The organism is Bosea sp. F3-2 (assembly GCF_008253865.1).
In the GTDB taxonomy this organism is placed as follows: Bacteria; Pseudomonadota; Alphaproteobacteria; order Rhizobiales; family Beijerinckiaceae; genus Allobosea.
In genome coordinates this window covers 781,935-801,766 of the sequence record NZ_CP042331.1, presented here as the reverse complement: position 1 = coordinate 801,766, position 19,832 = coordinate 781,935, and the positions used below count along the sequence as shown (strand labels likewise).

General features: G+C 67.8%; 18 protein-coding genes and 2 pseudogenes. 15 read left to right on the top strand and 5 right to left on the bottom strand.

What is annotated here, in order from left to right:
* Positions 1-17 precede the first annotated feature (17 nt).
* From FQV39_RS03850 to FQV39_RS03830, 5 genes are all read left to right on the top strand, one after another.
* On the top strand, positions 18-1,514 hold the full coding sequence (locus FQV39_RS03850; RefSeq protein WP_187640155.1) for a M17 family peptidase N-terminal domain-containing protein: 1,497 nt from the start codon (positions 18-20) through the stop codon (positions 1,512-1,514).
* A complete protein-coding gene (locus FQV39_RS03845) occupies positions 1,511-2,020 on the top strand; it encodes a DUF1269 domain-containing protein (protein ID WP_149129095.1) in 510 nt (169 codons plus the stop codon). The genes FQV39_RS03850 and FQV39_RS03845 overlap by 4 nt, the downstream gene beginning before the upstream one ends.
* Entirely contained in the window at positions 2,017-3,747 is a 1,731-nt protein-coding gene (locus tag FQV39_RS03840) for a hypothetical protein (protein WP_149129094.1), read from the top strand. Before FQV39_RS03845 ends, FQV39_RS03840 begins: the two co-directional genes overlap by 4 nt.
* 31 nt (positions 3,748-3,778) lie before the next feature.
* Entirely contained in the window at positions 3,779-4,852 is a 1,074-nt protein-coding gene (locus FQV39_RS03835) for a patatin-like phospholipase family protein (protein ID WP_149129093.1), read from the top strand.
* Positions 4,853-4,917: 65 nt separating this feature from the next.
* Positions 4,918-5,976, top strand: a complete 1,059-nt coding sequence (locus tag FQV39_RS03830) for an AI-2E family transporter (protein WP_149133642.1) — start codon at positions 4,918-4,920, stop codon at positions 5,974-5,976.
* Here the strand turns inward: FQV39_RS03830 and FQV39_RS03825 are convergent.
* Positions 5,966-7,705, bottom strand: coding sequence for a metallophosphoesterase family protein (locus FQV39_RS03825; RefSeq protein WP_149129092.1), 1,740 nt, complete (start codon positions 7,703-7,705; stop codon positions 5,966-5,968). The genes FQV39_RS03830 and FQV39_RS03825 overlap by 11 nt on opposite strands.
* 57 nt (positions 7,706-7,762) lie before the next feature.
* On the opposite strand from FQV39_RS03825, the pseudogene FQV39_RS34305 reads away from it, so the two are divergent.
* Together FQV39_RS34305 and FQV39_RS03815 are read left to right on the top strand one after the other, a co-directional pair.
* A pseudogene (locus FQV39_RS34305) lies at positions 7,763-8,389 on the top strand (Na+/H+ antiporter subunit E); the annotation flags it as partial.
* Between the two features lie 91 nt (positions 8,390-8,480).
* Positions 8,481-10,277 carry an SLC13 family permease gene (locus FQV39_RS03815; protein ID WP_149129091.1) on the top strand — a complete coding sequence of 599 codons (1,797 nt, stop codon included), beginning with the start codon at positions 8,481-8,483 and terminating at the stop codon, positions 10,275-10,277.
* A gap of 20 nt (positions 10,278-10,297) precedes the next feature.
* Here the strand turns inward: FQV39_RS03815 and FQV39_RS03810 are convergent, their stop codons facing one another.
* Both FQV39_RS03810 and FQV39_RS03800 read right to left on the bottom strand, forming a co-directional pair.
* A complete protein-coding gene (locus tag FQV39_RS03810) occupies positions 10,298-10,588 on the bottom strand; it encodes a GlsB/YeaQ/YmgE family stress response membrane protein (protein ID WP_149129090.1) in 291 nt (96 codons plus the stop codon).
* 795 nt (positions 10,589-11,383) lie between these two features.
* Positions 11,384-12,271 (bottom strand): LysR family transcriptional regulator, encoded by an 888-nt coding sequence (locus tag FQV39_RS03800; RefSeq protein ID WP_149129088.1) that lies wholly within the window; start codon positions 12,269-12,271, stop codon positions 11,384-11,386.
* Between the two features lie 86 nt (positions 12,272-12,357).
* Between FQV39_RS03800 and FQV39_RS03795 the strand changes: the two are divergent.
* Positions 12,358-12,867 (top strand): annotated as a pseudogene (locus FQV39_RS03795) (NAD(P)H-dependent oxidoreductase); the annotation flags it as partial.
* 66 nt (positions 12,868-12,933) lie between these two features.
* Here the strand turns inward: FQV39_RS03795 and FQV39_RS03790 are convergent.
* Both FQV39_RS03790 and FQV39_RS03785 read right to left on the bottom strand, forming a co-directional pair.
* On the bottom strand, positions 12,934-13,731 hold the full coding sequence (locus FQV39_RS03790) for a class I SAM-dependent methyltransferase (RefSeq protein WP_149129087.1): 798 nt from the start codon (positions 13,729-13,731) through the stop codon (positions 12,934-12,936).
* Entirely contained in the window at positions 13,724-14,155 is a 432-nt protein-coding gene (locus tag FQV39_RS03785; RefSeq protein WP_149129086.1) for an NUDIX hydrolase, read from the bottom strand. Before FQV39_RS03785 ends, FQV39_RS03790 begins: the two co-directional genes overlap by 8 nt.
* A 135-nt stretch (positions 14,156-14,290) precedes the next feature.
* Here FQV39_RS03785 and FQV39_RS03780 point away from each other — a divergent pair, with 135 nt between their 5' ends.
* From FQV39_RS03780 to FQV39_RS03750, 7 genes are all read left to right on the top strand, one after another.
* Positions 14,291-14,803, top strand: a complete 513-nt coding sequence (locus FQV39_RS03780) for a GAF domain-containing protein (protein WP_149129085.1) — start codon at positions 14,291-14,293, stop codon at positions 14,801-14,803.
* Between the two features lie 9 nt (positions 14,804-14,812).
* On the top strand, positions 14,813-15,163 hold the full coding sequence (locus tag FQV39_RS03775) for a winged helix-turn-helix domain-containing protein (protein WP_149129084.1): 351 nt from the start codon (positions 14,813-14,815) through the stop codon (positions 15,161-15,163).
* Positions 15,164-15,498: 335 nt separating this feature from the next.
* On the top strand, positions 15,499-16,512 hold the full coding sequence (exbB, locus tag FQV39_RS03770; protein WP_149129083.1) for a tonB-system energizer ExbB: 1,014 nt from the start codon (positions 15,499-15,501) through the stop codon (positions 16,510-16,512).
* A gap of 3 nt (positions 16,513-16,515) precedes the next feature.
* On the top strand, positions 16,516-16,965 hold the full coding sequence (exbD, locus tag FQV39_RS03765) for a TonB system transport protein ExbD (RefSeq protein ID WP_149129082.1): 450 nt from the start codon (positions 16,516-16,518) through the stop codon (positions 16,963-16,965).
* Positions 16,962-17,816 (top strand): energy transducer TonB family protein, encoded by an 855-nt coding sequence (locus FQV39_RS03760; protein ID WP_149129081.1) that lies wholly within the window; start codon positions 16,962-16,964, stop codon positions 17,814-17,816. Before exbD ends, FQV39_RS03760 begins: the two co-directional genes overlap by 4 nt.
* 71 nt (positions 17,817-17,887) lie before the next feature.
* The gene (locus FQV39_RS03755; RefSeq protein ID WP_149129080.1) at positions 17,888-18,130 is read left to right on the top strand and encodes a hypothetical protein; all 243 of its coding nucleotides are present in this window, start codon (positions 17,888-17,890) and stop codon (positions 18,128-18,130) included.
* A 389-nt stretch (positions 18,131-18,519) separates the two neighbouring features.
* A complete protein-coding gene (locus tag FQV39_RS03750) occupies positions 18,520-19,728 on the top strand; it encodes an ABC transporter substrate-binding protein (RefSeq protein ID WP_149129079.1) in 1,209 nt (402 codons plus the stop codon).
* The last annotated feature ends 104 nt before the right edge of the window (positions 19,729-19,832 follow it).

Below are 19,832 nucleotides of genomic sequence, written 5' to 3'. Positions count from 1 at the left end.
CCTGGCAGAGAGCATCGATGGAGATCATTCCGGCAGTCGGAGAAGCTCAGAAACTCGGGACCGAGTTGCTCGTCCTGGGCGCCTTTTGCGATGGCCCCCTGACAGGGTCGGCTCGGGCGGTCAATGATCGCTCCGCCGGCCGGCTCGCAGCAAAGCTCGCCCAGGGCGAGCTCGGGGAGGCAGTCGGCGCGACGCTGTTCACCGGGCGGCTGCCCGGTGTTGCGGCAAAGCGCCTGCTGCTGGTCGGCCTCGGACGGGCGGAGACCTTTTCGGACAGGGCCTATCGCCAAGCGCTCGCCGTCGTGGCCAGGGCCCTCAACGACGACCCGGCAGCGGAGGTTGTCGTGACGCTGGCGGAGAACGAAGTCCCGCGTCGGACGCTGAGCTGGCGGATGCAGCAGGCAGGGCGGATTCTCGCGGATAGTCACTATGATTTTGGGCTTCCCGACAGGTCCGTGCGGGACGAACGGCGCAGCATCATGCTGCTCGTGCCGCAGGCGCTGACGTCCGAGCTGGTTGTGGCGCTCCGGCAAGGCGTGGCGATCGGGGAGGGCGTCTCCTTTGCCAAGGAGCTCGGAAACCTGCCGCCCGATCAGTGCACGCCGGCCTTCGTCACGCGGACGGCGGAGGCGATGGCGCGCCAGTTCGGCTTCAGCATCGAGATTCTGGGGCGGCGCGAGTTCGAGAACCATGGGCTCGCTACCTTTCTCGCACTGGAGCAAGTGACGGGCGGCGACTGCAGGCTGATCGTCCTGAGAAGCGACCATCGCATGGCGACCGGCCGCCCGATCGTCCTGATCGGCAACGGCATGGCGGCCTTGGAGGCGCTGCCCGAGCAGCAACAGCGCCTGCACCGCGCCCCGATCCGCGACATGCGCGGTATCGGCAGCGTTCTGGGTGCGATGCGGACGGTGGAGCGGCTCGGCCTTGCCTTGAATGTCGTGGGCCTGATCGTGGCCGGCCAGGGCGAGTTCTCCCGTGGCATCGGTCGGCGACCGCGGTCGGCGGGCAACCGCGGATCGACTGGGCTGGAACCATCCCTGCTGGGCGATGTCCTCTGCTATGCCGCGCATTTCTCGCCAAGCTGCGTCATCGATGTCGCGGCATTGACGCGAGCCTGCGTCGTGGCGCTCGGCAGCCACGTCAGCGGCCTTTTCGCCAATGACGAAGCCCTGGCATCGGAGCTTGTGAACTGCGGCGGGGTGTCCGGCGATCGCGTCTGGCGGCTTCCGCTCTGGGATGACGAGCTGTCGTTGACCACGGTTCGGGGCGAGGCCGATCAGGCCGAAAGCCCGCCCGATGCGATCGCTGCCGCATCCAATCTGGCCCGCTTCGCCACGGCCTATCCCTGGGCCCATCTGGACATCTCGGGAACGGCCTCGACCGCCGGCCGCATGCGCAGGGCGACGGGGCGACCGGTTCCATTGCTGGCCGAATTCCTGATCGGCCGGGCGCGAGCGGCGCCGGGCCAGCCGATCTTTCCTCCCCGCTCGAAAACGGAGCTGCACTCATGAGCGATCTCGTCTTCATCGCCTTTCCGACAGAGCAGAAGGCCGAGGAGGTCCGTCAGAAGGTCCTCTCGCTTCAGCGCGAATACCTGATCGAGCTCGGCGACGCCGTCGTCGTCGTCAAGGACGACAAGGGTCACGTGAAGCTCAACCAGATGATCAACCTGACGGCCACGGGCGCCGCCTCGGGTGCGCTCTGGGGCACGCTGATCGGCTTCATCTTCCTGTCGCCTCTAATCGGCACCGCGATCGGCGCGGCCTCGGGCGCGCTGGGCGGCAAGTTCAGCGACATCGGCATCAACGACCAGTTCATGAAGGATGCCGCCTCGGCGCTCCAGCCGAACACGGCGGGCCTCTTCCTGCTCATCCGCAAGATGACCACGGACAAGGTGCTGGCCGATCTCAAGGGCACCGGCGGCACGCTGATCAGCACCTCCTTCGACGAGACGAAGGAGGCGCAGCTGCGCGAAGCCCTCTCTGCCGCGGCGAGCACGCAAGCAGCGGCGACGTGACCCTCGACTGGAGCCTGGGCGCAGAGGCCGCCGTCTGGGCGGCGTCGACCGCGCGTCTCGACGATTTCCGGCCTCTGCTTCCGGCGGAGGAGGAAATCGTCGCCAGGCTTCAGTCCGGCACTTTCGACAGGCTGGGGGACGGCGTCCTGCCTACGGGGCCGGCCCCGGCCCGGCTGGTGCGCGCCGCCTTCCTGCGCTTTTTGATCCTGGGCGGCGAGGCGGGGTGCCGGCCGCATGAGAAGGGCGTGCTCGTCCGAGGCGCCTGGATCTCGGAGGTACTCGATCTCGAGGCCTGTCGCATCTTTCGCGACATCGGCCTGAACGACTGCCATTTCGAGGCGACGCCGATCCTGCGCGCGGCCATCATCAACCGGCTCTTCCTCGACGGCTCGCGGCTACCCGGCCTGCAGGCGGAGCGGCTCGAGGCGCGTGGCGGCGTCTATCTGCGCGGGGCCGAGGTCGAGGGCGCGGTCAATCTCGACCAGGCGCGCCTCGGCGGAAATCTGCAATGCGACGGCGCGACGATCCGCAACCGTGGAGACTACGCGCTGCTGGGCCGCAGCCTCGAGGTTCGCAACGTCCTCCTGCGCGGCGCGACGCTGCGCGGCGGCATCAACCTGTCGGGAGCCGTTCTGGTCGCCGATCTCGATGCGGCGGGCGCGACCGTCTCGGCTTTCGAGCGGATGGCGCTCGATGCGGGCGAGATCGCCTGCCAGGGCAGCGTTGTCCTGCGGAACACCCGCGTGACAGGCGAGGTGCGGCTGACCGGTTCGGCCATCGCCGGCGATCTCGACTGCTCCGGCACCGTCGTCGACAATGCGGGGGAGACTGCGATCGAAGCGAGCCGGGGCGCGGTCAACGGCGCCTTCTTCCTGCGCCGCGAGGCGCGGCTGGATGGCACGCTCGCCCTCACCGGAGCCTCGCTCGGCACGATCCATGACGAGGCGGCCTGCTGGCCCAAGCCCGGCGACCTGTTGCTCAACCGCTGCCGCTACGGCGCCTTCATCGACGGCCCCGTCGACGCCGCGAGCCGGCTGGACTGGCTGGCACGCCAGACACCCCAGCGCTGGGGCGAGGATTTCTGGCCGCAGCCCTATGAGCAGCTCGCCTCGGTCTTTCGGGAGATGGGGCATGGCGAGGATGCCCGCTCCGTGCTCGTCATCAAGGAGAGGCTCCAGCGCCGGGCCCGCCGGGCGCGGACGGAGAACCCGGTCTGGCGCGCGCTCCTCTTCGTCGCCGACGGCATTCTCGGGATCACGCTCGGCTATGGCCGCAGACCGCTTTTCGCCCTCGTCTGGCTGGCCTTCTTCTGGCTTCTGGGCGTCGCCATCTTCGCCTATGCCGAGCGCCAGGGCGCGCTGATGCCCAACAGCGCCGTGGTGCTGCGCGCGCCGGAATGGACCTTGTGCGGCATTGAGCAAGGCGAGCAGCGGCCGCTGGTCGCCAGTGGGCCGTCGCAAGGGCTGGCAGCGCCCGGCCAGAACCAGCTCGCCTGCTTCCGCCAGCGCTGGGAGGCTTCGAGCTATCCCGCCTTCAGCCCGTGGATGTACGCGCTCGACACGCTGCTGCCGGTGCTGGACATGGGCCAGCGCAGCTTCTGGCGGCCGAACCCGACCAAGCCCGGGGGGCGGGTCGCGATCAACTATTTCTACTTCCAATCGGTCGTCGGCTGGGCCTTGAGCCTGCTCGCAGTCGCGGGCTTCTCGGGGCTGGTGAAGTCGTCGTGACGCGGCCGGTGCCATCAGCAGGGGTGATATCGTGAGCAAGGCGCCTTCTCCTTCCAGCCGCACCGGCGGTGAGCGCGGACCGGCTCCTCGGCGCGAGCCGCTGAACATCGATCTCGCCTTGCAGGGTGGCGGCGCACATGGCGCCTTCACCTGGGGCGTGCTGAACCGGATCCTCGAAGAGGACTGGCTGACGATCGAGGCGATATCGGGCACCTCGGCCGGCGCGATGAATGCGGCAGTCCTGGCTTCCGGCTATGTCGCCGGCGGGCGGGACGGCGCGCGCGAGGCGCTGAACCAATTCTGGCGGAAGGTCTCCGAGGCGGCACGCTTCAGCCCGTTCCAGCGCTCGCCGCTCGACGTGCTGCTCGGGCGCTGGACACTCGACTCTTCGCCGCTCTTCGTCGCCATGGACATGATGTCCCGGGTCGTCTCGCCCTACAGCCTGAACCCGATGGGCACCAACCCGCTGACGGACATCCTTGCCGAGGTGATCGACTTCGACGCCGTCGCGAAGAGTCCGATCAAGCTGTTCATCACCGCGACGAACGTTCGGACCGGCCGCAACCGCGTCTTCCGCAACGCCGAGGTCACGCCTCAGGTGCTGCTCGCCTCGGCCTGCCTGCCGACCCTGTTCCAGGCGGTCGAGATCGACGGCGAGAGCTATTGGGACGGCGGCTATTCCGGCAACCCGACCATGACCCCGCTGATCGAGGAGAGCAACGCGAGCGACACGATCCTCGTCCAGATCAACCCGGTCGAGCGGCCGGGCACGCCGCGGACGGCGCGGGACATCCTGAACCGCCTCAACGAGGTCTCCTTCAATGCGGTGCTGCTGAAGGAGCTGCGCATGCTGGCGCTCCTGCAGCGCGAAGCCGTGTCCGGCTCGGGCGAGGGCGCCCGCTGGGCGCGCATGCGGATCCACCGCATCGCCAGCGACGCCATGACCGAGCTCGGCTACTCTTCCAAGCTGAATGCAGAATGGGAGTTCCTGACGATGCTCCATGACGAGGGCAGGCGCTCCGCCGAGACATTCTACCGGGCGCATCGCGACGAAATCGGAAAGCGCTCGACGCTCGATCTCGCCGAATTCACAAAGGGGGTCTGACGGGTGCTTTTGCTGAAGGATCGAGCTGCGTCGGCGGAGCTTCGGATGCGGAATTGGGCCGCCCGATGACGAGTGGCGGCATTCATCAGGCAGCCCAGGTCGTGGTTGCCACGATCCTGGTCGTCGCGGCGCTGTCGATCGCGAGTTCGGTCTTCGCCCCGGTCGCCTTCGCATTGTTCATCATCGCGCTGGTCTGGCCGCTGCAGAAGGCGCTCCAGAGCGTCCTGCCGCGACTGCTGGCGCTGGCCATCAGCGTCGTCGTCATGGTCGTGGCCTTCGTCGCCTTCGGCTCCCTGATCGTCTGGGCCTTCGGCCGCGTCGGGCGCTGGATCGTCAGCGACGCCGCCCGCTTCCAGTCCTTCTACGACCAGATCACGCTCTGGCTCGAAGGCCACGGCATCGCCGTCGCCGGGGCCTGGTCGGAGAATTTCAGCGTCGGCTGGATGCTGCGCACAGCGCAGACGATCACCGGCCGGCTCAACAGCACGATGAGCTTCTGGCTGGTCGTGTTGGTCTATGTCTTCCTCGGCCTGCTCGAGGTCGATGATTTCGGCCGCAAGCTTCGGGGCATGCGCAACCGCACGACCGGCGAGTTGCTGCTGCGCGGCAGCATGGCGACCGCCACCAAGATCCGCCGCTACATGCTCGTTCGGACGCTGATGAGCGTGATCACCGGCCTGCTGGTCTGGGTCTTCGCCAAGGCGGTCGGGCTGCAGCTCGCCGAGGAATGGGGCTTTATCGCCTTCTCGCTGAACTACATCCCCTTCATCGGGCCGCTCGTCGCCACCGTCTTCCCGACGCTGTTCGCGATGACGCAATTCGGCTCCTGGCAGGCGGTGGTCGCGGTCTTCGCCTGCCTCAACCTGATCCAGTTTGTCGTCGGCAGCTATGTTGAGCCGCGGGTCGCCGGCAGCGCACTCTCGATCTCGCCGGCGACGGTGCTGTTCTCGGTCTTCTTCTGGAGCTATCTCTGGGGCGTGTTCGGCGCCTTCATCGGCGTGCCGATCACCATCGCCTTCCTCACCTTCTGCGCCCTGCATCCGTCGAGCCTGTGGCTCGCCGAAATCTTCGGCTCGCCGCAGAAGGACGAGAAGGTCGCGGAGGGCCCGTCTGTCACACGGTGACGACGGGCGGCATGGGCTCGATCACGACGCGCTGTGGCTCCAGCAGCGCGATCCCATCGGGCGCCGCCGCCAGCGTGTGGATGTAGAAGCAGGTCGGCTCGGCATCCGTTCCCTCCATGACGGGCGAGGGCGCGGAGACGATCTTCAAGGCGCCGCAGCGGCCGATCCAGTCGACATGGCGGTGGCCGTGCATCGCGACCATCCGGGCCGCGATCGGCCGCAATAGCCGCAGCAGGCGGCTGCCGTTGATCAGCGCGGTGCCGATGCGTTCCGAAAAGGCTTTCGCCGGTTTCGGGTATTCGATCGGATGGTGATGCAGCGCCAGGATCCAGCGTGCCTGCGGGAATTCGCGGGCCGCGGCGAGCACGGCCTGCATATCCTCCTCGGCGACGAGGCCGAGCGCATTGGTGAAGGAGAAATGCGCCTCCGCATTCGAATTCAACAGGATGACGCCGAGCCCGTCCGGTTCCGCCGGCGGCAACACCATGGGAAAGGCATCAGCCCAGATCGCGGAAAGCCCGGCCGACAGGCGCAGGCCACCCGCATCGGCGAAGGCGGCGATCTTCTCGCGATGCGGCTCCAGCGCGGCGGCGAGGCTGCCGGCGAGCCGGGTCCGACTCTGGTCGAAGACCTGCACGCGTTGCCCCTGCACAGCCGCCATGGCCGAGAGCGTGCGCATCTGGCGCAGGCGCTTGCCCGGGCTGCCCGGCAGCTCGAGCCGAGCGGGATTGGCGCGGTCGACGATGTTGACGTCGTGATTGCCGGGCAGGATCAGGCAGCGCGAGGCGAGGGCGGGATGCCGCTGCATCGCGTCGAGGAATTCGGCCCACTCGGCCGAGCGCCCGGCATCGGTCATGTCGCCGGTGATCAGCAGCAGGTCGAGCGGCTCGCGCGCGTGGATCTCCGCCAGACTGTCGAGCACCTGCAGGAAACGTTCGTTGCCGCGCGGTCCGGCGCGCCCGCTTTCGATCCGGAAGCCATAACGCTCGCCGACGACATGGACGTCGGAGAGATGGGCGACGCGCCATCGGCGCGCTGAGGCCGGCGCGGTGTCGAAGCTTCCGAGATCGCGTGGCTGGTCCATCAGACCGTCGGCCATGCCCCAGAGCAGCGAGGCCACCGCCAGATAGAGCGACATCAGCGCGACGGCATTTGCGAGAGCCGGGACGACAAGCCGCAACGGATCGATGAAGTCGGCGAAGCCGCCCGACCAGCGCGTCGCTGGCCAGACCAGGGCGAAGACCCCGCCGGCAACGGCGCAACCCAGAAGCCCTGCTCCGATCGCGCTGCCAGCCCGCAATCGCGCGCGCTTGTCGGGGTCGGCGCCAACGGAAATGAAGCTTTCGGCGAGATGTTGCAGCCCTTCGCGACAGACCGCGTAGCCGGGCTGGACCACCAGAGCGTTCAACGACCAGAAGCTCCTTTCCGCCATGCGGAATAGCGGCCGGAAGCCAAACCAGCCGACGATTCCGACGAGCACGAGCAAGACGAGGGAGCCGATCCCGGCCAGCGCCATCACGCGGCCCGATACCGACGCGACCCAGGCGGTCATGACCAGCGGAGCCACACCCAGCAACAGGCTCGGCAGCAGGGCGCCGAGCACCCAGGCGAGGGCAAGCTTCGGCAGACTGATCTCGCCGAGCAGGCTGCCGGCGATCGCGATCAGCGAGCGCTTCTTGGTGCTGCTGGCATCGTCTTCGGCGTCGCCATTGCGCGGCTCGATGATCATGGGCGCGACAGCCCGGCGGGACAGAGCGCACGTCGTGGCGAAAGCCGTGGCTGTTTCATGTGTTTTCCGGAGAGCGGCGCGGAGTGCCATCCTGCGCATATCGCCCCCGCCACGGCCAGCAGCCGCGGCGAGAATGGGACGCGGCGCACAGGAGTGAGACGTCGGGCTGATGTTGCCTGCGGAAGCGAAGGCTACCTTGCGCCGACAGTCCGGCAGGACACCCGGAAGAGGCAGACGGATGGAATGAAGGCGGCGGGCCCAGCCGACGACACGCCGCTCTCGGCGCTTCTGGCCCGAGGGCTCGGCCTGCTGCTGCTATGGCTCGCCCTGATGGGCCCCGCGCTGAAGGATCTGCCGGCCGGGCTGGTCGCCAGTGCCGCGGGCGTCTGGACCAGCACGATTCTCTGGCCCACCGGTGGGGCGCTCTCATGGGTCGGGCTTGCTCGTTTCCTGGCTCGTTTCCTGCCGCAATCTGTCGTCGCGGGACTCGACGTCGCGCGGCGCGCCTTTGCCCGGACACCTGACCTGCAGCCCGGCTTTGCGACCTGCCGCTCCACGATACCCAGCGGTCTGGCGCGTGACTCAGCCTGCGCCGTGATGAGCCTGCAGCCGGGGAAGCTGCCGGTCTCGGCTGAGGTGGACGGGACGCTGCGCATCCACTGCCTCGATCTGCGCGAGGCCGTGGCCGAGCAGGTTGCGGCTGATCGCTCTTGCCGTCCTGCTCGGCGGTGCTTTGATACTCCGGACCTGACGACGGCCTGCAGGAGACCGCTGCGTGACACCGATCGAAAGCACCGCCGTCGTCACCGTGGCTGCGATCGCGCTGTTCACCTGGAACAGGCTTCCGGTCGTCGTGGTCGCGATCGGGGCGGCGCTGGCGCTCTGGGCGACGGGCGCGGTCACGCTCGAGCAGGCTTTCGCCGGCTTCGGCGATCGCGCCGCTCTCTTCGTCGCCAGCCTCTTCATCGTCAGCGCGGCACTGGAGAAGACCGGCGTCACCGCCTGGGCGGGGCAATATCTGATCGCGAAGGCCGGCTCCGGACAGATGCGCCTGCTGATCATCCTCATGATGGCGGCCGGCTGTCTCAGCGCGTTCATCAGCGGCAGCGGCTCGGTCGCGGCCCTCATGCCGGTGGCGGTCATGGCCGCGGTGCGGCTGCGCCAGTCGCCGGCCCAGCTCCTGATGCCGCTCGCCTTCGCCTCCCATGCCGGCTCCAACCTGCTGCTGACCGGAGCACCCAAGAACATCCTGGTGTCCGAGGCGCTGGAGGATGCCGGCCTGCCGGGCTTCGCCTTTGCCGAGTTCGCGCTCGTCGGCCTGCCGCTTTTGGCCGGCACGATCGCGATCATCCTGCTGCTGGGCAAGCGCCTGCTGCCGCAGAAGAGCAGCGCGCGGCTGCCGGCCGATTTCAGCCAGCATGCTCAGACTCTCGTTGAGCACTACGGATTAAGCGACGGGATTTTCAGGCTGCGTGTGCGTTCGACATCCTCCTATGTCGGTGTCAACCCGGCTGGGATCGATGTCGATTTGGACGGACGGCTCAGCCTGATGGCCGTGCAGGCGGGAGCCTCCGGCATGCCGTTGCGGGCGCCGGCCGTCTCCGAGGGGGATTATCTCCTCGTGCGCGGCGATGCCGAGGCCGTCGCGAAGCTGGCCGCGGACAAGCACCTCGCCTTGCGCGAGGCGGGCGACCAATCGGGGCTGTTCAGCCGCCGTTCCGGCCTTGCCGAGGTGGTGATTCCGCCGCGCTCGGCGCTGATCGGCCGTGCGCTGTTCGCCGGCATGGTGACCGACAGCGGCGATCTCGTGGTGCTGGCCGTCCAGCGGGCCGGGGTCGACCTCGAGCCAGGCGACGCCCTCGTCGCAGGCGACACGCTGCTGCTGGAAGGCAGCTGGGAAGCGCTCGATCTGCGCCTCGACGATCCCGACGTGCTCGTCGTCAACTCGCCCGACCTCGTCAGGCGCCAGGCCGTGCCGATGGGCGCAGGCGCAGGCGTGGCGCTGGCGGTGCTGGCCGGCCTCGTCACGGCGCTCGCGACAGGCATCCTGCCGCCGGCCGTCGCCGGACTGCTGGGCGCCGGAGCGCTGATCGCCGCCGGCATCATGAGCGTCGAGCAGGCCTATCGCGCGATCAACTGGACGACGGTGATCCTGATCGCGGCGATGATGCCGCTCTCCACTGCGATGGTGCAATCGGGCGCAGCCAAGGTCGTGGCCGACCATCTCGTGTCTCTGACCGGTGGGGCAGGGCCGATCGTCTTCCTCGCCGGCCTCTTCGTGCTGACCGCGAGCCTCGGCCAGGTCATGAGCAACACCGCGACGACGATGCTGGTCATTCCGATCGCGATGGCGGCAGCAGCCGGCATGGGCGTCTCGCCGCGTCCGGTGCTGATGAGCCTGTGCGTCGCCGGCTCGGCCGCGTTCCTGACGCCGATCGCGACCGCGACCAACATGATGGTCATGGGGCCGGGCGGCTACAGCTTCAACAGCTACTGGAAACTCGGCACACCGCTGATGCTCTGGTTCTTCGTGATCGCCGTCTTCTACGTGCCGCTGATCTGGCGGTTCTGAAGGGTCGCGGCGCTCCGGCCTCAGGCCGAAGGCCGTTCGAAACGCTTCCAGGCCCAGAGACCGCCGAGCACGATCAGCGATCCGACGAAGGCTGCGACCACATCCCTGAGCGAAATCGCGATGTTGTCGAGGCCCGGCAGAATCTGGAGCGATCGGAAGAGCAGGCCGCCGACGATGGCGCCCGCCAGACCCACAGCGAGATTGCGCAGGAGGCCGAAGCCGCGCCTGTCCCATCTGATCGCGAGGCCTGCCAGGCTGCCACCGATCACTCCGATGATGATCCAGACAATCACATGATCGAGCGTCTGCATGTTTCCCCCCAAGGTCGCGATCGCTGCAGCCGGCCCCGATCAGGTTGCATCAACCTGATCGGGTCCGGCTCTAAGCCATTGATAGAGCGGGCGGACATTTGCCGTGCCCGCCCGCTTAAGCAGCCCTAAACCCAGACCCAGTGGCACCGGCGAATAGGCCTTCCCCACCGATCCCAATGCGTCCGGCAAACCCGCCGCCGGTGGCGAGGAGGGCGATGCCAGCGCCGATTATGATGCGGCGGCGGGCGGTGGCCCGGGGGCCCCCAGCGATTCTGGGACCAGTCGATCGGCGTGCCGTCCGGCAACCTCAGTTCCTGATCCGGCGATAGCGTCGGCTGCCTCGGCGCCGCTTCGGCCTCCTGCGCCGGCAAGGCGAAAGCCGACCCCGTTGCAAGGGCAAGCAATCCGAACACGAACGAACGTCGCTCCATAGGATACGCTCCAGATTGGCTTCGGAAATGGCAGCCTAGAGGCTGTTAGGGACCATGGGAACGATTTGATGAGGTCAAAACCGCAGAGACGGGAGGAGCATCGTGCCGCCGATACCTCCGTATCGGCAAGCGGTGCGACGCTGCAGCTCTGCGGTTTTCACCTCACCCGCAGGGCGCGGCGCTTTTGCGCGACTGCTGCGTCGTTCTTCGTAGCAAACCGGAAGGTTTGCGTCCTCGAACTCCTGGCATTCGCGCAAAATTGCCAGCGTCAAATCGCTCCCATGGTCCCTAACAGCCTCTAGAACGTCCGAAGAGTGCGGCCAATGTTTTCGACACCTCGCAAGGTGTCTTTCAAACCGTGCCGCTACCGGAACATTCTGGCCAGAATCGCCGCGACATGCTGCAGGGCGACGTCCTTCATGCGTCTCCGGTGCCAGGCGAGATGCAGCGCGAAGCCCGGCACCGGAAGCGGCGGCGGAAACGAAACCAGCCCCTCGAAGGACGACAGCACGCGCGAAGGCAGCAGCGCGATCATGTCCGAGCCGTGCAGCAGCGTCTGGACCATCTGGAAGTTCGGCACGACGAAGCCGACGCGCCGCGTCAGGCCGCGGCTGACGAGTTCCGCGTCGATGGGGGTGCGCGTATCGCCGCGGCCGGAGACGAGGATATGCGGATAGGCCAGCCAGGCGGCCAGATCGAAGGCCCTTTCCGCCGGGTGGCCGTGGCGCATCGCGACCGCATAATGCTCGACCAGAAGCTCCTCGCGGTGGAGGTCGTCCTCAGCCGGGGGAAACACCGAGATGGCGAGATCGCTGGTGCCGTCGACCAGGGCTGCGCGGGCGGTGTCGGCGCCGTGCCATGGCTGGATCACGATATCGATCCCCGGCGCCGAACGCTGCAGCTCTTCCTGCAGCGGGCCGATCAGGAACACAGCCGGATAGTCGGCCGTGGTGATGCGCAGGGTCTGGCGGATCTCCGCGAGTGGTACCTGCGGCGGATCGACGAGTTCGGTCACGCCAGCCAGCAGCGATTTCAGCGGAGCGCGCAGAGCTTCCGCCTTTGGCGTCAGGAACATCGTTCCCCGGCCGCGTTCGAGAAGCTCGTCCCGAAACAGATGACGGCAGCGCTGCAGCGCCGCGGATGTCGCCGGCTGCGACAGCCCGAGCCGATCGGCCGCGCGGCTGACATGCGCCTCGTCCAGAAGCGCATCGAGAACCACCAGGAGATTGAGGTCGAGCGATCTCAAATTCATGGATCAGATAATACGATAGATTGATAATCGATTGGAGGGATTTCTTGCTTGGTCGCAGGGTTGTCTCACCACCGCAGGAGACGACCATGACCAAGACGCTCATCCTCCTCTTCCACCGCGACCTCTCCCAGTCCAAGGCCAATGCTACCCTGGCTGCGGCGGCCGGCAGGCTGCCCGGCGTCGAGATCGTCGACATGCAGGCGGCCTATCCCACGGGGATCGACATCTTCCGGGACGGCGAGCGCGAGGCGGCCCGTCTGCTCACGGCCGACCGGATCGTGCTGCAGTTCCCGATCCAGTGGTATTCGACGCCGGCACTGCTGAAGGCCTGGCAGGACGCCGTGCTGACCCGGATGTTCTATCTCGCCTACGAGATGGAAGGGCGGCTGCTGGAAGGAACGTCCCTGATGCTGGCCGCGACCGCCGGCAACGTGCCCGAGGCCTACCGGCCGGGCGGCCGGAACATGTTCCCGATGATCGAGCTGCTCGCCCCGCTGCGCGCCACGGCCCATCGCTGCGGCCTGCCTTGGAGCGAGCCCTTCATCCTCTACCAGGCGGACAAGCTCCCGCAGCCCGCGCTCGACGATGCCGCCGCGGACTACGCCGCCGCTCTGGAGCATTGGATCGCGGAAACACCCGCGTCCGACAGAAAGCCGCCTGAATCAGGGCCGCGCGACGACGAGGCGCAGCGAGCCTTCGAAGCTCGGCTGGCTGCGCAGGAAGCCATGGCGGGAGTCCCAGGCTCCGGATTCGAGGTCGTCCAGCAGATGGGCGATCGAGCCGGCACTCTCGGCTTCACTCACAAAGCTCCAGGCGGAGCAGGCTGAGCGCGCACCCGGCTCCATAAAAAGCTCCGGCCGGCCGTAATAGGCCTCGTTGAAGCCGTCGCGGCAGGCGAGGGGAATCGGCACCGCGACGATCTCGACATCGCCGCCCAGCACCTTGCCGATATGCCCGAGCGACGGATAGCGCCGCGCCTCCGTCGCCAGAACCTTGGGAGCGTAGTGGTTGAGCCAGAAGGCCTCGACCAGCTCCGGGTCGCAGGAGAGGATCACGACCGGTCCGCGTGTCACGCGGCGCATCTCGCGCAGGCCGGCATCGAGATCCTGCCATTGATGCACGGTGAAGGTCGCCATGCTCGCGTCGAAGGACTGGTCGGGAAAGGGCAGTTTCTCCGCCGTCGCATCGATCGCCACGGCAATCTCGGCCGGCCGCTGCGCCCGCATCGAGGCGGAAGGCTCGACCGCCGTGACGTCGCGGTTGCGCGGCTCATAGGAGCCGGCGCCGGCCCCGACATTGAGGATGCGATCGGCCCGGCCGAGCGCGCCCTCGATCAGGGCGGCGATGGCAGGCTCGGGCTGGCGATAGGAGGCATAGCCCTGGCCGATCCGGCCGTAATCGGCGTCGCCGGCGCTGCCATCGGCGCGGCGCGGGCCGGCCACGGGGTTCGGCTCATTCATCACGCAAAGTCTCCGAAAGGAGGGAGCGCCAGAGCGGCAGGATATGGTCTCGCGTCAGCGGGGCGAGTGCGACGGCCGGCGGCTGGTCGGGCTCCAGCCAGGCGATCTCCGCGATCTCGGCAGCCGGACGCGGCGTTGCGGGCAGGGCGAGCGCGAAGATCTCCGCCTCGACCGTGAAGCCGGGCTCGTTGGCGGCCGGCGCAGCGAAACGGCCCTGATAGTGCGGCTCATCACGCGGGATGGCGAAGCCGAGCTCTTCCCGCAGCTCGCGGAGCAGCGCGTCGAGCGGCTGCTCGCCGGGCTCGATCTTGCCACCCGGCTGCATGAAGGCCGTGGTTGCGTGCTTCCTGACGAGAAGCAGGCGCTGGCGTTCGTCGGTCAGCAGGGCGGCCGCAATGCGCAGCCGCCGGGTCGTCCCGCTCAAAGGTCGATTCCCTTCCAGATGGCGCGGGGGAGGATTGCCATGACCCGCCTGCGTTCGGAAAGGGCTTTGGCGCCGGCCTCTCGATGGTGGTAGGACAGCCCTTGGATTTCAAAGCCCTCAGCGAGACGCAGAACCATGTTCGAGGCCCATCGCATCGACACGACCGACAAGGCCGCATTCTATCGCGAGCTGGCGGCGCAGCTCGAAGCGCTGCTCACCGGGGAGAGCGACCCGATCGCCAATGCCGCCAATACCTCGGCACTGCTCTACCAGATGATGCCGGAGCTCAACTGGGCCGGATTCTACCTGATGCGCGAGGGCGAGCTCGTGCTCGGCCCCTTCCAGGGCAAGCCGGCCTGCGTGCGTATTCCGGTCGGAAAGGGCGTCTGCGGAACCGCCATGGCGCGTCGCGCCTCGGTTCTGGTCGAGGACGTCCATGCCTTTCCCGGCCATATCGCCTGCGACTCGGCTTCCCGCTCGGAGCTTGTCGTCCCGCTGATCGGCCGTGACGGCGCCATCGGCGTCATCGACCTCGACAGCCCCACGGTCGCGCGTTTCGACGCCGCCGATCAGGCCGGGATCGAGCGCATCGCGGCGATTTATCTCTCCGCCTGCGGGGAGAGCGCCGGTCTCGCCAAAGCCTCCTGAGCGGCCACGGTGCCCTCGCTCAGCCTGCGCATCCAGCTCGATCCCGAGGGGCGGATCGGCCCCGGCAAGATCGAATTGCTCGAGCAGATCGCCGCGCGAGGCTCGATCTCGGCTGCGGGCCGGGCGATGGAGATGTCCTATCGGCGGGCCTGGGAGCTGGTCGAGGAGCTGAACACGCTGTTCGGCAAGCCGGTGGTCGAGCGTCAGACCGGCGGCCGCAATGGCGGTGGAGCCCGGGTGACCGATCTCGGCCAAGCCTTGATCATGCGCTTCCGCGAAGTCGAGCAGGCGGCCACCGCAGCGGCGAGCGAACACCTTGCCGCGCTTCAGGCCGAGATCGACCGGCCGACGGATTCCTAAAGGGCGAGCCGGCGCCCGGCCCTGCATGCATCGAATAACGGATATGTGAGAGCGGCGCGATCATCGGCGGCGCCGAAAAACGCGAGTGCGCGACCGCATGAATCAGGGCGAGTCTGCCTTGACATGCCCGGCCGATTCGAACAGGCGTATCGCATATGCAGCATCGGTTCTGCAAGCTTTTTTTGTAATGATTCCAATGAGGAAGCAACGGAGCCTCTGAAATTCGGGATGTGCTTTTCGCGCGGAGGCGGCGGCCTCCGGGGAGGGTGAAAACCGAGGGGTTCCGCGCCGGCGACAGCCAGGCGAGCTTGCCTCCAGCGAAGACTGGATTGGTGATGATGCGCGCGTTTCGTCTGGCTCTCGTCGCGGCGGGTCTCTCGGCTCTGTCCGGGCTTGCCGTCCAGGCCCAGGGCCAAGCTCCTGCTGCCGCCCCGCCTCCCGCCGCTCAAGCCCAGCCGGCCGCTCCGACCACTCCGCTGCCTTCGGTTCCGTCTCAGCTCGGCATCAACCCGCCAAGCACCGCGCATCCGCCGCTGACGTCGGAGGCTCCGCCGGCTCCCACTGCCGCGCCGGCCGCGACGGCGGTGCTGCCGCATGACCTGTCGCCCTGGGGCATGTTCATGGCCGCCGACATCGTGGTGAAGGCCGTGATGCTCGGCCTCGCCTTCGCCTCGCTGGTGACCTGGACGATCTGGCTCGCCAAGGCGATGGAACTGGCCGCGGCAAAGGCCGCGGCCGGCCGCGCGCTGCGCCGCATCGAGGCGGCGGAAAGCCTCAGCGCAGCGGCCGGCGCCGCCGCTTCCAAGAGCGGCAAGCTGCGCGGCGCCGTCGGTGAGCTGCTCACGGCCGCGCTCTCCGAGACGCGCCGCTCGGCCGATCTCGGCGAGGACGGCATCAAGGAGCGCGTCGCCATCGCACTCTCCCGGATCGAGGTTCGCGCCGGCCGCGCCATGGCGCGCGGCACCGGCCTGCTCGCCACCATCGGCTCGACCGCCCCCTTCGTCGGCCTGTTCGGCACAGTCTGGGGCATCATGAATTCGTTCATCGGCATCAGCCAGGCGAAGACGACCAATCTCGCAGTGGTGGCGCCGGGCATTGCCGAGGCGCTGCTGGCGACTGCGATCGGCCTCGTTGCCGCGATCCCCGCCGTCATCATCTACAACGTCTTCGCCCGTGCGATCACCGGCTATCGCGCGACCCTGTCGGACGCCTCCGGCGAGATCCTGCGCCATCTCTCGCGCGATCTCGAACGGCGCCAGCGTGCAATTGCACCGGCTCCGCGCTCGGCATCCTCCTCGTCGGCATCGGCGGCTGCGGCCGCCTCCGCGTCGCTCGTGCCGGCGGAGTGAGCCATGGCCGTTTCCGTCAAGGACGCGCAGGACGGTGATCTCGGCGAAGTCAGCGACATCAACGTCACGCCCTTCATCGACGTCATCCTGGTGCTGCTGATCATCTTCATGGTGGCGGCGCCGCTCTCCACCGTCGATGTCGCGGTCGACCTGCCGGTCTCGAACGCGCAGCCGCAGCCGCGGCCGGACACACCCGTCTTCCTCACCGTGAAGGGCGACCTCTCGCTCGCGCTCGGCAACGATCCGGTTCCGCGCGAAACCCTGCAAACGACCCTCGACCAGCGCACCAATCGCGACCGCGAGCAGCGTGTCTTTCTGCGCGCCGACGGCACGGTCGCCTATCGCGAGCTGATGGAGGTGATGAACCTCCTGCGCAATGCCGGCTACCTGAAGATCGCCCTCGTCGGCCTCGAGGATACCGGGCAGGGCGCCGTTGCGGGGCCCAAGCCATGAGCGTGGAACGCCGTTCGCTGTCGCGTTTCGCGCCGGCGGCGTTGCGCTGGAGCGTCGCTGCGCTCGTCGTGGCGAGCGCCCATGGCGCGGCCGGCTGGGTGGTGGCGAACTGGCAGCGTGCCGAGGCCGCGATGGGCTCGCCGCCGGCTGCCGTCATGATTGAGCTTGCCCCGCTCGCCGTCGCGCCCGAGGCGCCGCAGCAGGATGTCGCTCCGGGTCCGGATATGGTCGAGGCACAGCCCGAACCGGAGCCACCGACGCCTGAGCCGGTCGAGCAGCCGAAGGAGCCCGAGCCTCCGCGGCCGGAGCCGGTTGCGATCCCCGAACCCGAGATCAAGATTCCCGAGCTGCCGCCGCTGCCTGACGCTGCCGCCGTGCTGACCCCGCCGCCGGAGGAGCAGCCGAAGCCGCCGGAGGTGAAGCCGAAGCCCAAGCCGAAGCCGAAGGTCGTCGAGCGGCGAAAGCCGCTGAATCCGGACAAGCCCAAGGCCGACCAGACCACGGCCCCGATGGCGCAGGCACAGAACGCGCCGCAGGCCGCTGCGCCGGCTTCGGGCGCCTCTTCAGCCTCGCCGGCCGCCAATGCCAGCTGGCGCGGCTCCCTGATCGCCCATCTCAATCGCTTCAAGCGCTTCCCGGGCGGCGCCAGCCCCGGCACCGTCCAGGTCGCTTTCAGCATCGATCGGGGCGGCCGCGTGCTTTCGGCGCGGCTGGTGCGCGGCTCGGGAGATGCGGCGCTGGACGAGGAGGCGGTCGCGATGATCAGGCGGGCGAGCCCGGTGCCGGCGCCGCCGGACGGGATTGGCGGCAACTCGATCGCACTCGCGGTGCCGGTGCGGTTCTCGCGCTGAAGCAGGTCCGGAACCGGAGGGCCGCTTTGCGCGTAGTCCCGTTCGCAGCGAGTGCGCAGAGGAGACGCGCCATGAGGATCGGAAAGCTCGTTGCCGGAGCTCTCCTGGTGCTCGCCTGCAGCGGCTGCGTGACGGATGCCGAGCTGCGCGCGGCCGACGAGGCGCGCTGCCGCTCCTTCGGCTTCCGCACATCGAGCGAGGGCTTCGCGAACTGCCTGCTGCAGCTCGACCTCAATCGCGCGGCGGATCGGCGTTCTCGCTTCGACCGCTACGATGCGCCGCCGGGGTGGTATTACGGCCGCCGCTGGTGGTGAGCAAACCGCCTCCCAGACAAAAAAAGGGCCGCGCCGGAAAGCGCAGCCCAAGTCTAGGGAGGAAACGCCCAAGGAGGGCGACGCAGCATCTCTGCTGCGCTGCCCACTAGATAGGAGCGCCACCTCGCTCCCGCAAGACAAAAAGGGCAGCAGCACTGACTTATTTTTCAGCTTCCCTTATCAATTTGAAATCAAACGATTTTATGTATTTCGGGCGCTGGCGGCGCCGCGTTTCTCGGCAGACCTGCTTCTGCTGCATTGCCGAGATGCTGTTGACAATCGGCCAACATGGAATTTCATATGCATGCAAATGATTTCCGCTCCTGCCGCATCAGGCGGCGGGTGGTATCGGCGCGGACCGCGGCCGAAGCGGGGCGAAGGACAGCCTGATGCAGATCGATCGTCGCAGTTTCATCGCCGGCGTTGCCGCCGTCGGAACTCCCGGCTTGGTGCGTGCCCAGGGGGCAGGGCCGATCCGCATCGGCGAGATCAACAGCTATACCGCCCAGCCGGCCTTCCTGAAACCCTATCGTCAGGCCTGGGAGCTGGCGCAGGAGCAGATCAATGCGGCCGGCGGCGTGCTCGGCCGCAAGCTCGAGACGACCTTCCGCGACGATGCCGGCAAACCGGAAGATGCAGTACGCCACGCTGCCGATCTCGCGACGGCCGAGAAGGTCGACATCATCGCCGGCGGCTTCCTGTCCAATGTCGGCCTGGCGCTCGCCGATTACGCCAACCAGAACAAGCGGCTCTACGTCGCTTCGGAGCCACTGGCCGACGCGCTCGTCTGGTCGAAGGGCAATCGCTACACCTTCCGGTTGCGGCCCTCGACCTACATGCAGGCGGCGATGCTGGTCGAGGAGGCGGCGAAGCTCCCGGCGAAGAAATGGGCGATCGTCGCGCCGAACTACGAGTACGGCCAGTCGGCGGTGAAGTGGTTCAAGGAGTTGCTGAAGAAGGCGCGGCCCGATGTCGAATTCGTCGCCGAGCAGTTCCCGGCGCTCGGTCGCATCGATGCCGGCGCCACCGTCCAGGCGCTGGAAGCTGCCAAGCCCGAGGCGATCTTCAACGTAACCTTCGCGGTCGACCTCGCCAATTTCGTCCGCGCCGGCAACACGCGCGGCCTGTTCGAGGGGCGCCAGGTCGCCTCGATGCTGACCGGCGAGCCCGAATATCTCGACACGCTCGGCGCCGAGACGCCGGAAGGCTGGATCATCACCGGCTATCCCCATGCCGATCTGCAGACGCCGGAGCACGTCAAGTTCCGAGACGCCTACAAGGCGAAGTACAACGACTATCCGCGGCTGGGCTCGGTCGTCGGCTACGAGACGGTGCAGGCTATCGCAGCCGCGCTGGCGAAGGCCGGCTCGGTCGACAACGAGAAGCTCGTCGATGCCTTCGAGGGGCTGAAATTCACCTCGGCCTTCGGCCCGATCGAGTTCCGCAAGATCGACCACCAGTCGACGCTCGGCGCCTATGTCGGCAAGAGCGCGCAAAGGAACGGCAAGGGCGTGATGGTCGACTGGAGCTATCGCGACGGCGCCAAATATCTGCCTAGCGATGACGAGGTTCGCAAGCTGCGCCCGGTCATCGGCTGAGTTTGTCCGATGGAAAACGCCGTCATTCCGGGCTTGACCCGGAATCCATCATAGGGTGTCGAGGCCTGTGATGGATTCCGGATCGGCGCGGCTTGCAGCCGCTT

Bases quoted from the DNA above. Each gene is read 5' to 3' on its own strand.
- FQV39_RS03850 (WP_187640155.1), top strand. From the start codon at position 18: ATGGAGATCATTCCGGCAGTCGGAGAAGCTCAGAAACTCGGGACCGAG.
- FQV39_RS03845 (WP_149129095.1), top strand. From the start codon at position 1,511: ATGAGCGATCTCGTCTTCATCGCCTTTCCGACAGAGCAGAAGGCCGAG.
- FQV39_RS03830 (WP_149133642.1), top strand. From the start codon at position 4,918: ATGACGAGTGGCGGCATTCATCAGGCAGCCCAGGTCGTGGTTGCCACG.
- FQV39_RS03825 (WP_149129092.1), bottom strand. From the start codon at position 7,705: ATGATCATCGAGCCGCGCAATGGCGACGCCGAAGACGATGCCAGCAGC.
- FQV39_RS03810 (WP_149129090.1), bottom strand. From the start codon at position 10,588: ATGCAGACGCTCGATCATGTGATTGTCTGGATCATCATCGGAGTGATC.
- FQV39_RS03800 (WP_149129088.1), bottom strand. From the start codon at position 12,271: ATGAATTTGAGATCGCTCGACCTCAATCTCCTGGTGGTTCTCGATGCG.
- FQV39_RS03790 (WP_149129087.1), bottom strand. From the start codon at position 13,731: ATGAATGAGCCGAACCCCGTGGCCGGCCCGCGCCGCGCCGATGGCAGC.
- FQV39_RS03780 (WP_149129085.1), top strand. From the start codon at position 14,291: ATGTTCGAGGCCCATCGCATCGACACGACCGACAAGGCCGCATTCTAT.
- exbB (WP_149129083.1), top strand. From the start codon at position 15,499: ATGATGCGCGCGTTTCGTCTGGCTCTCGTCGCGGCGGGTCTCTCGGCT.
- exbD (WP_149129082.1), top strand. From the start codon at position 16,516: ATGGCCGTTTCCGTCAAGGACGCGCAGGACGGTGATCTCGGCGAAGTC.
- FQV39_RS03760 (WP_149129081.1), top strand. From the start codon at position 16,962: ATGAGCGTGGAACGCCGTTCGCTGTCGCGTTTCGCGCCGGCGGCGTTG.
- FQV39_RS03755 (WP_149129080.1), top strand. From the start codon at position 17,888: ATGAGGATCGGAAAGCTCGTTGCCGGAGCTCTCCTGGTGCTCGCCTGC.
- FQV39_RS03750 (WP_149129079.1), top strand. From the start codon at position 18,520: ATGCAGATCGATCGTCGCAGTTTCATCGCCGGCGTTGCCGCCGTCGGA.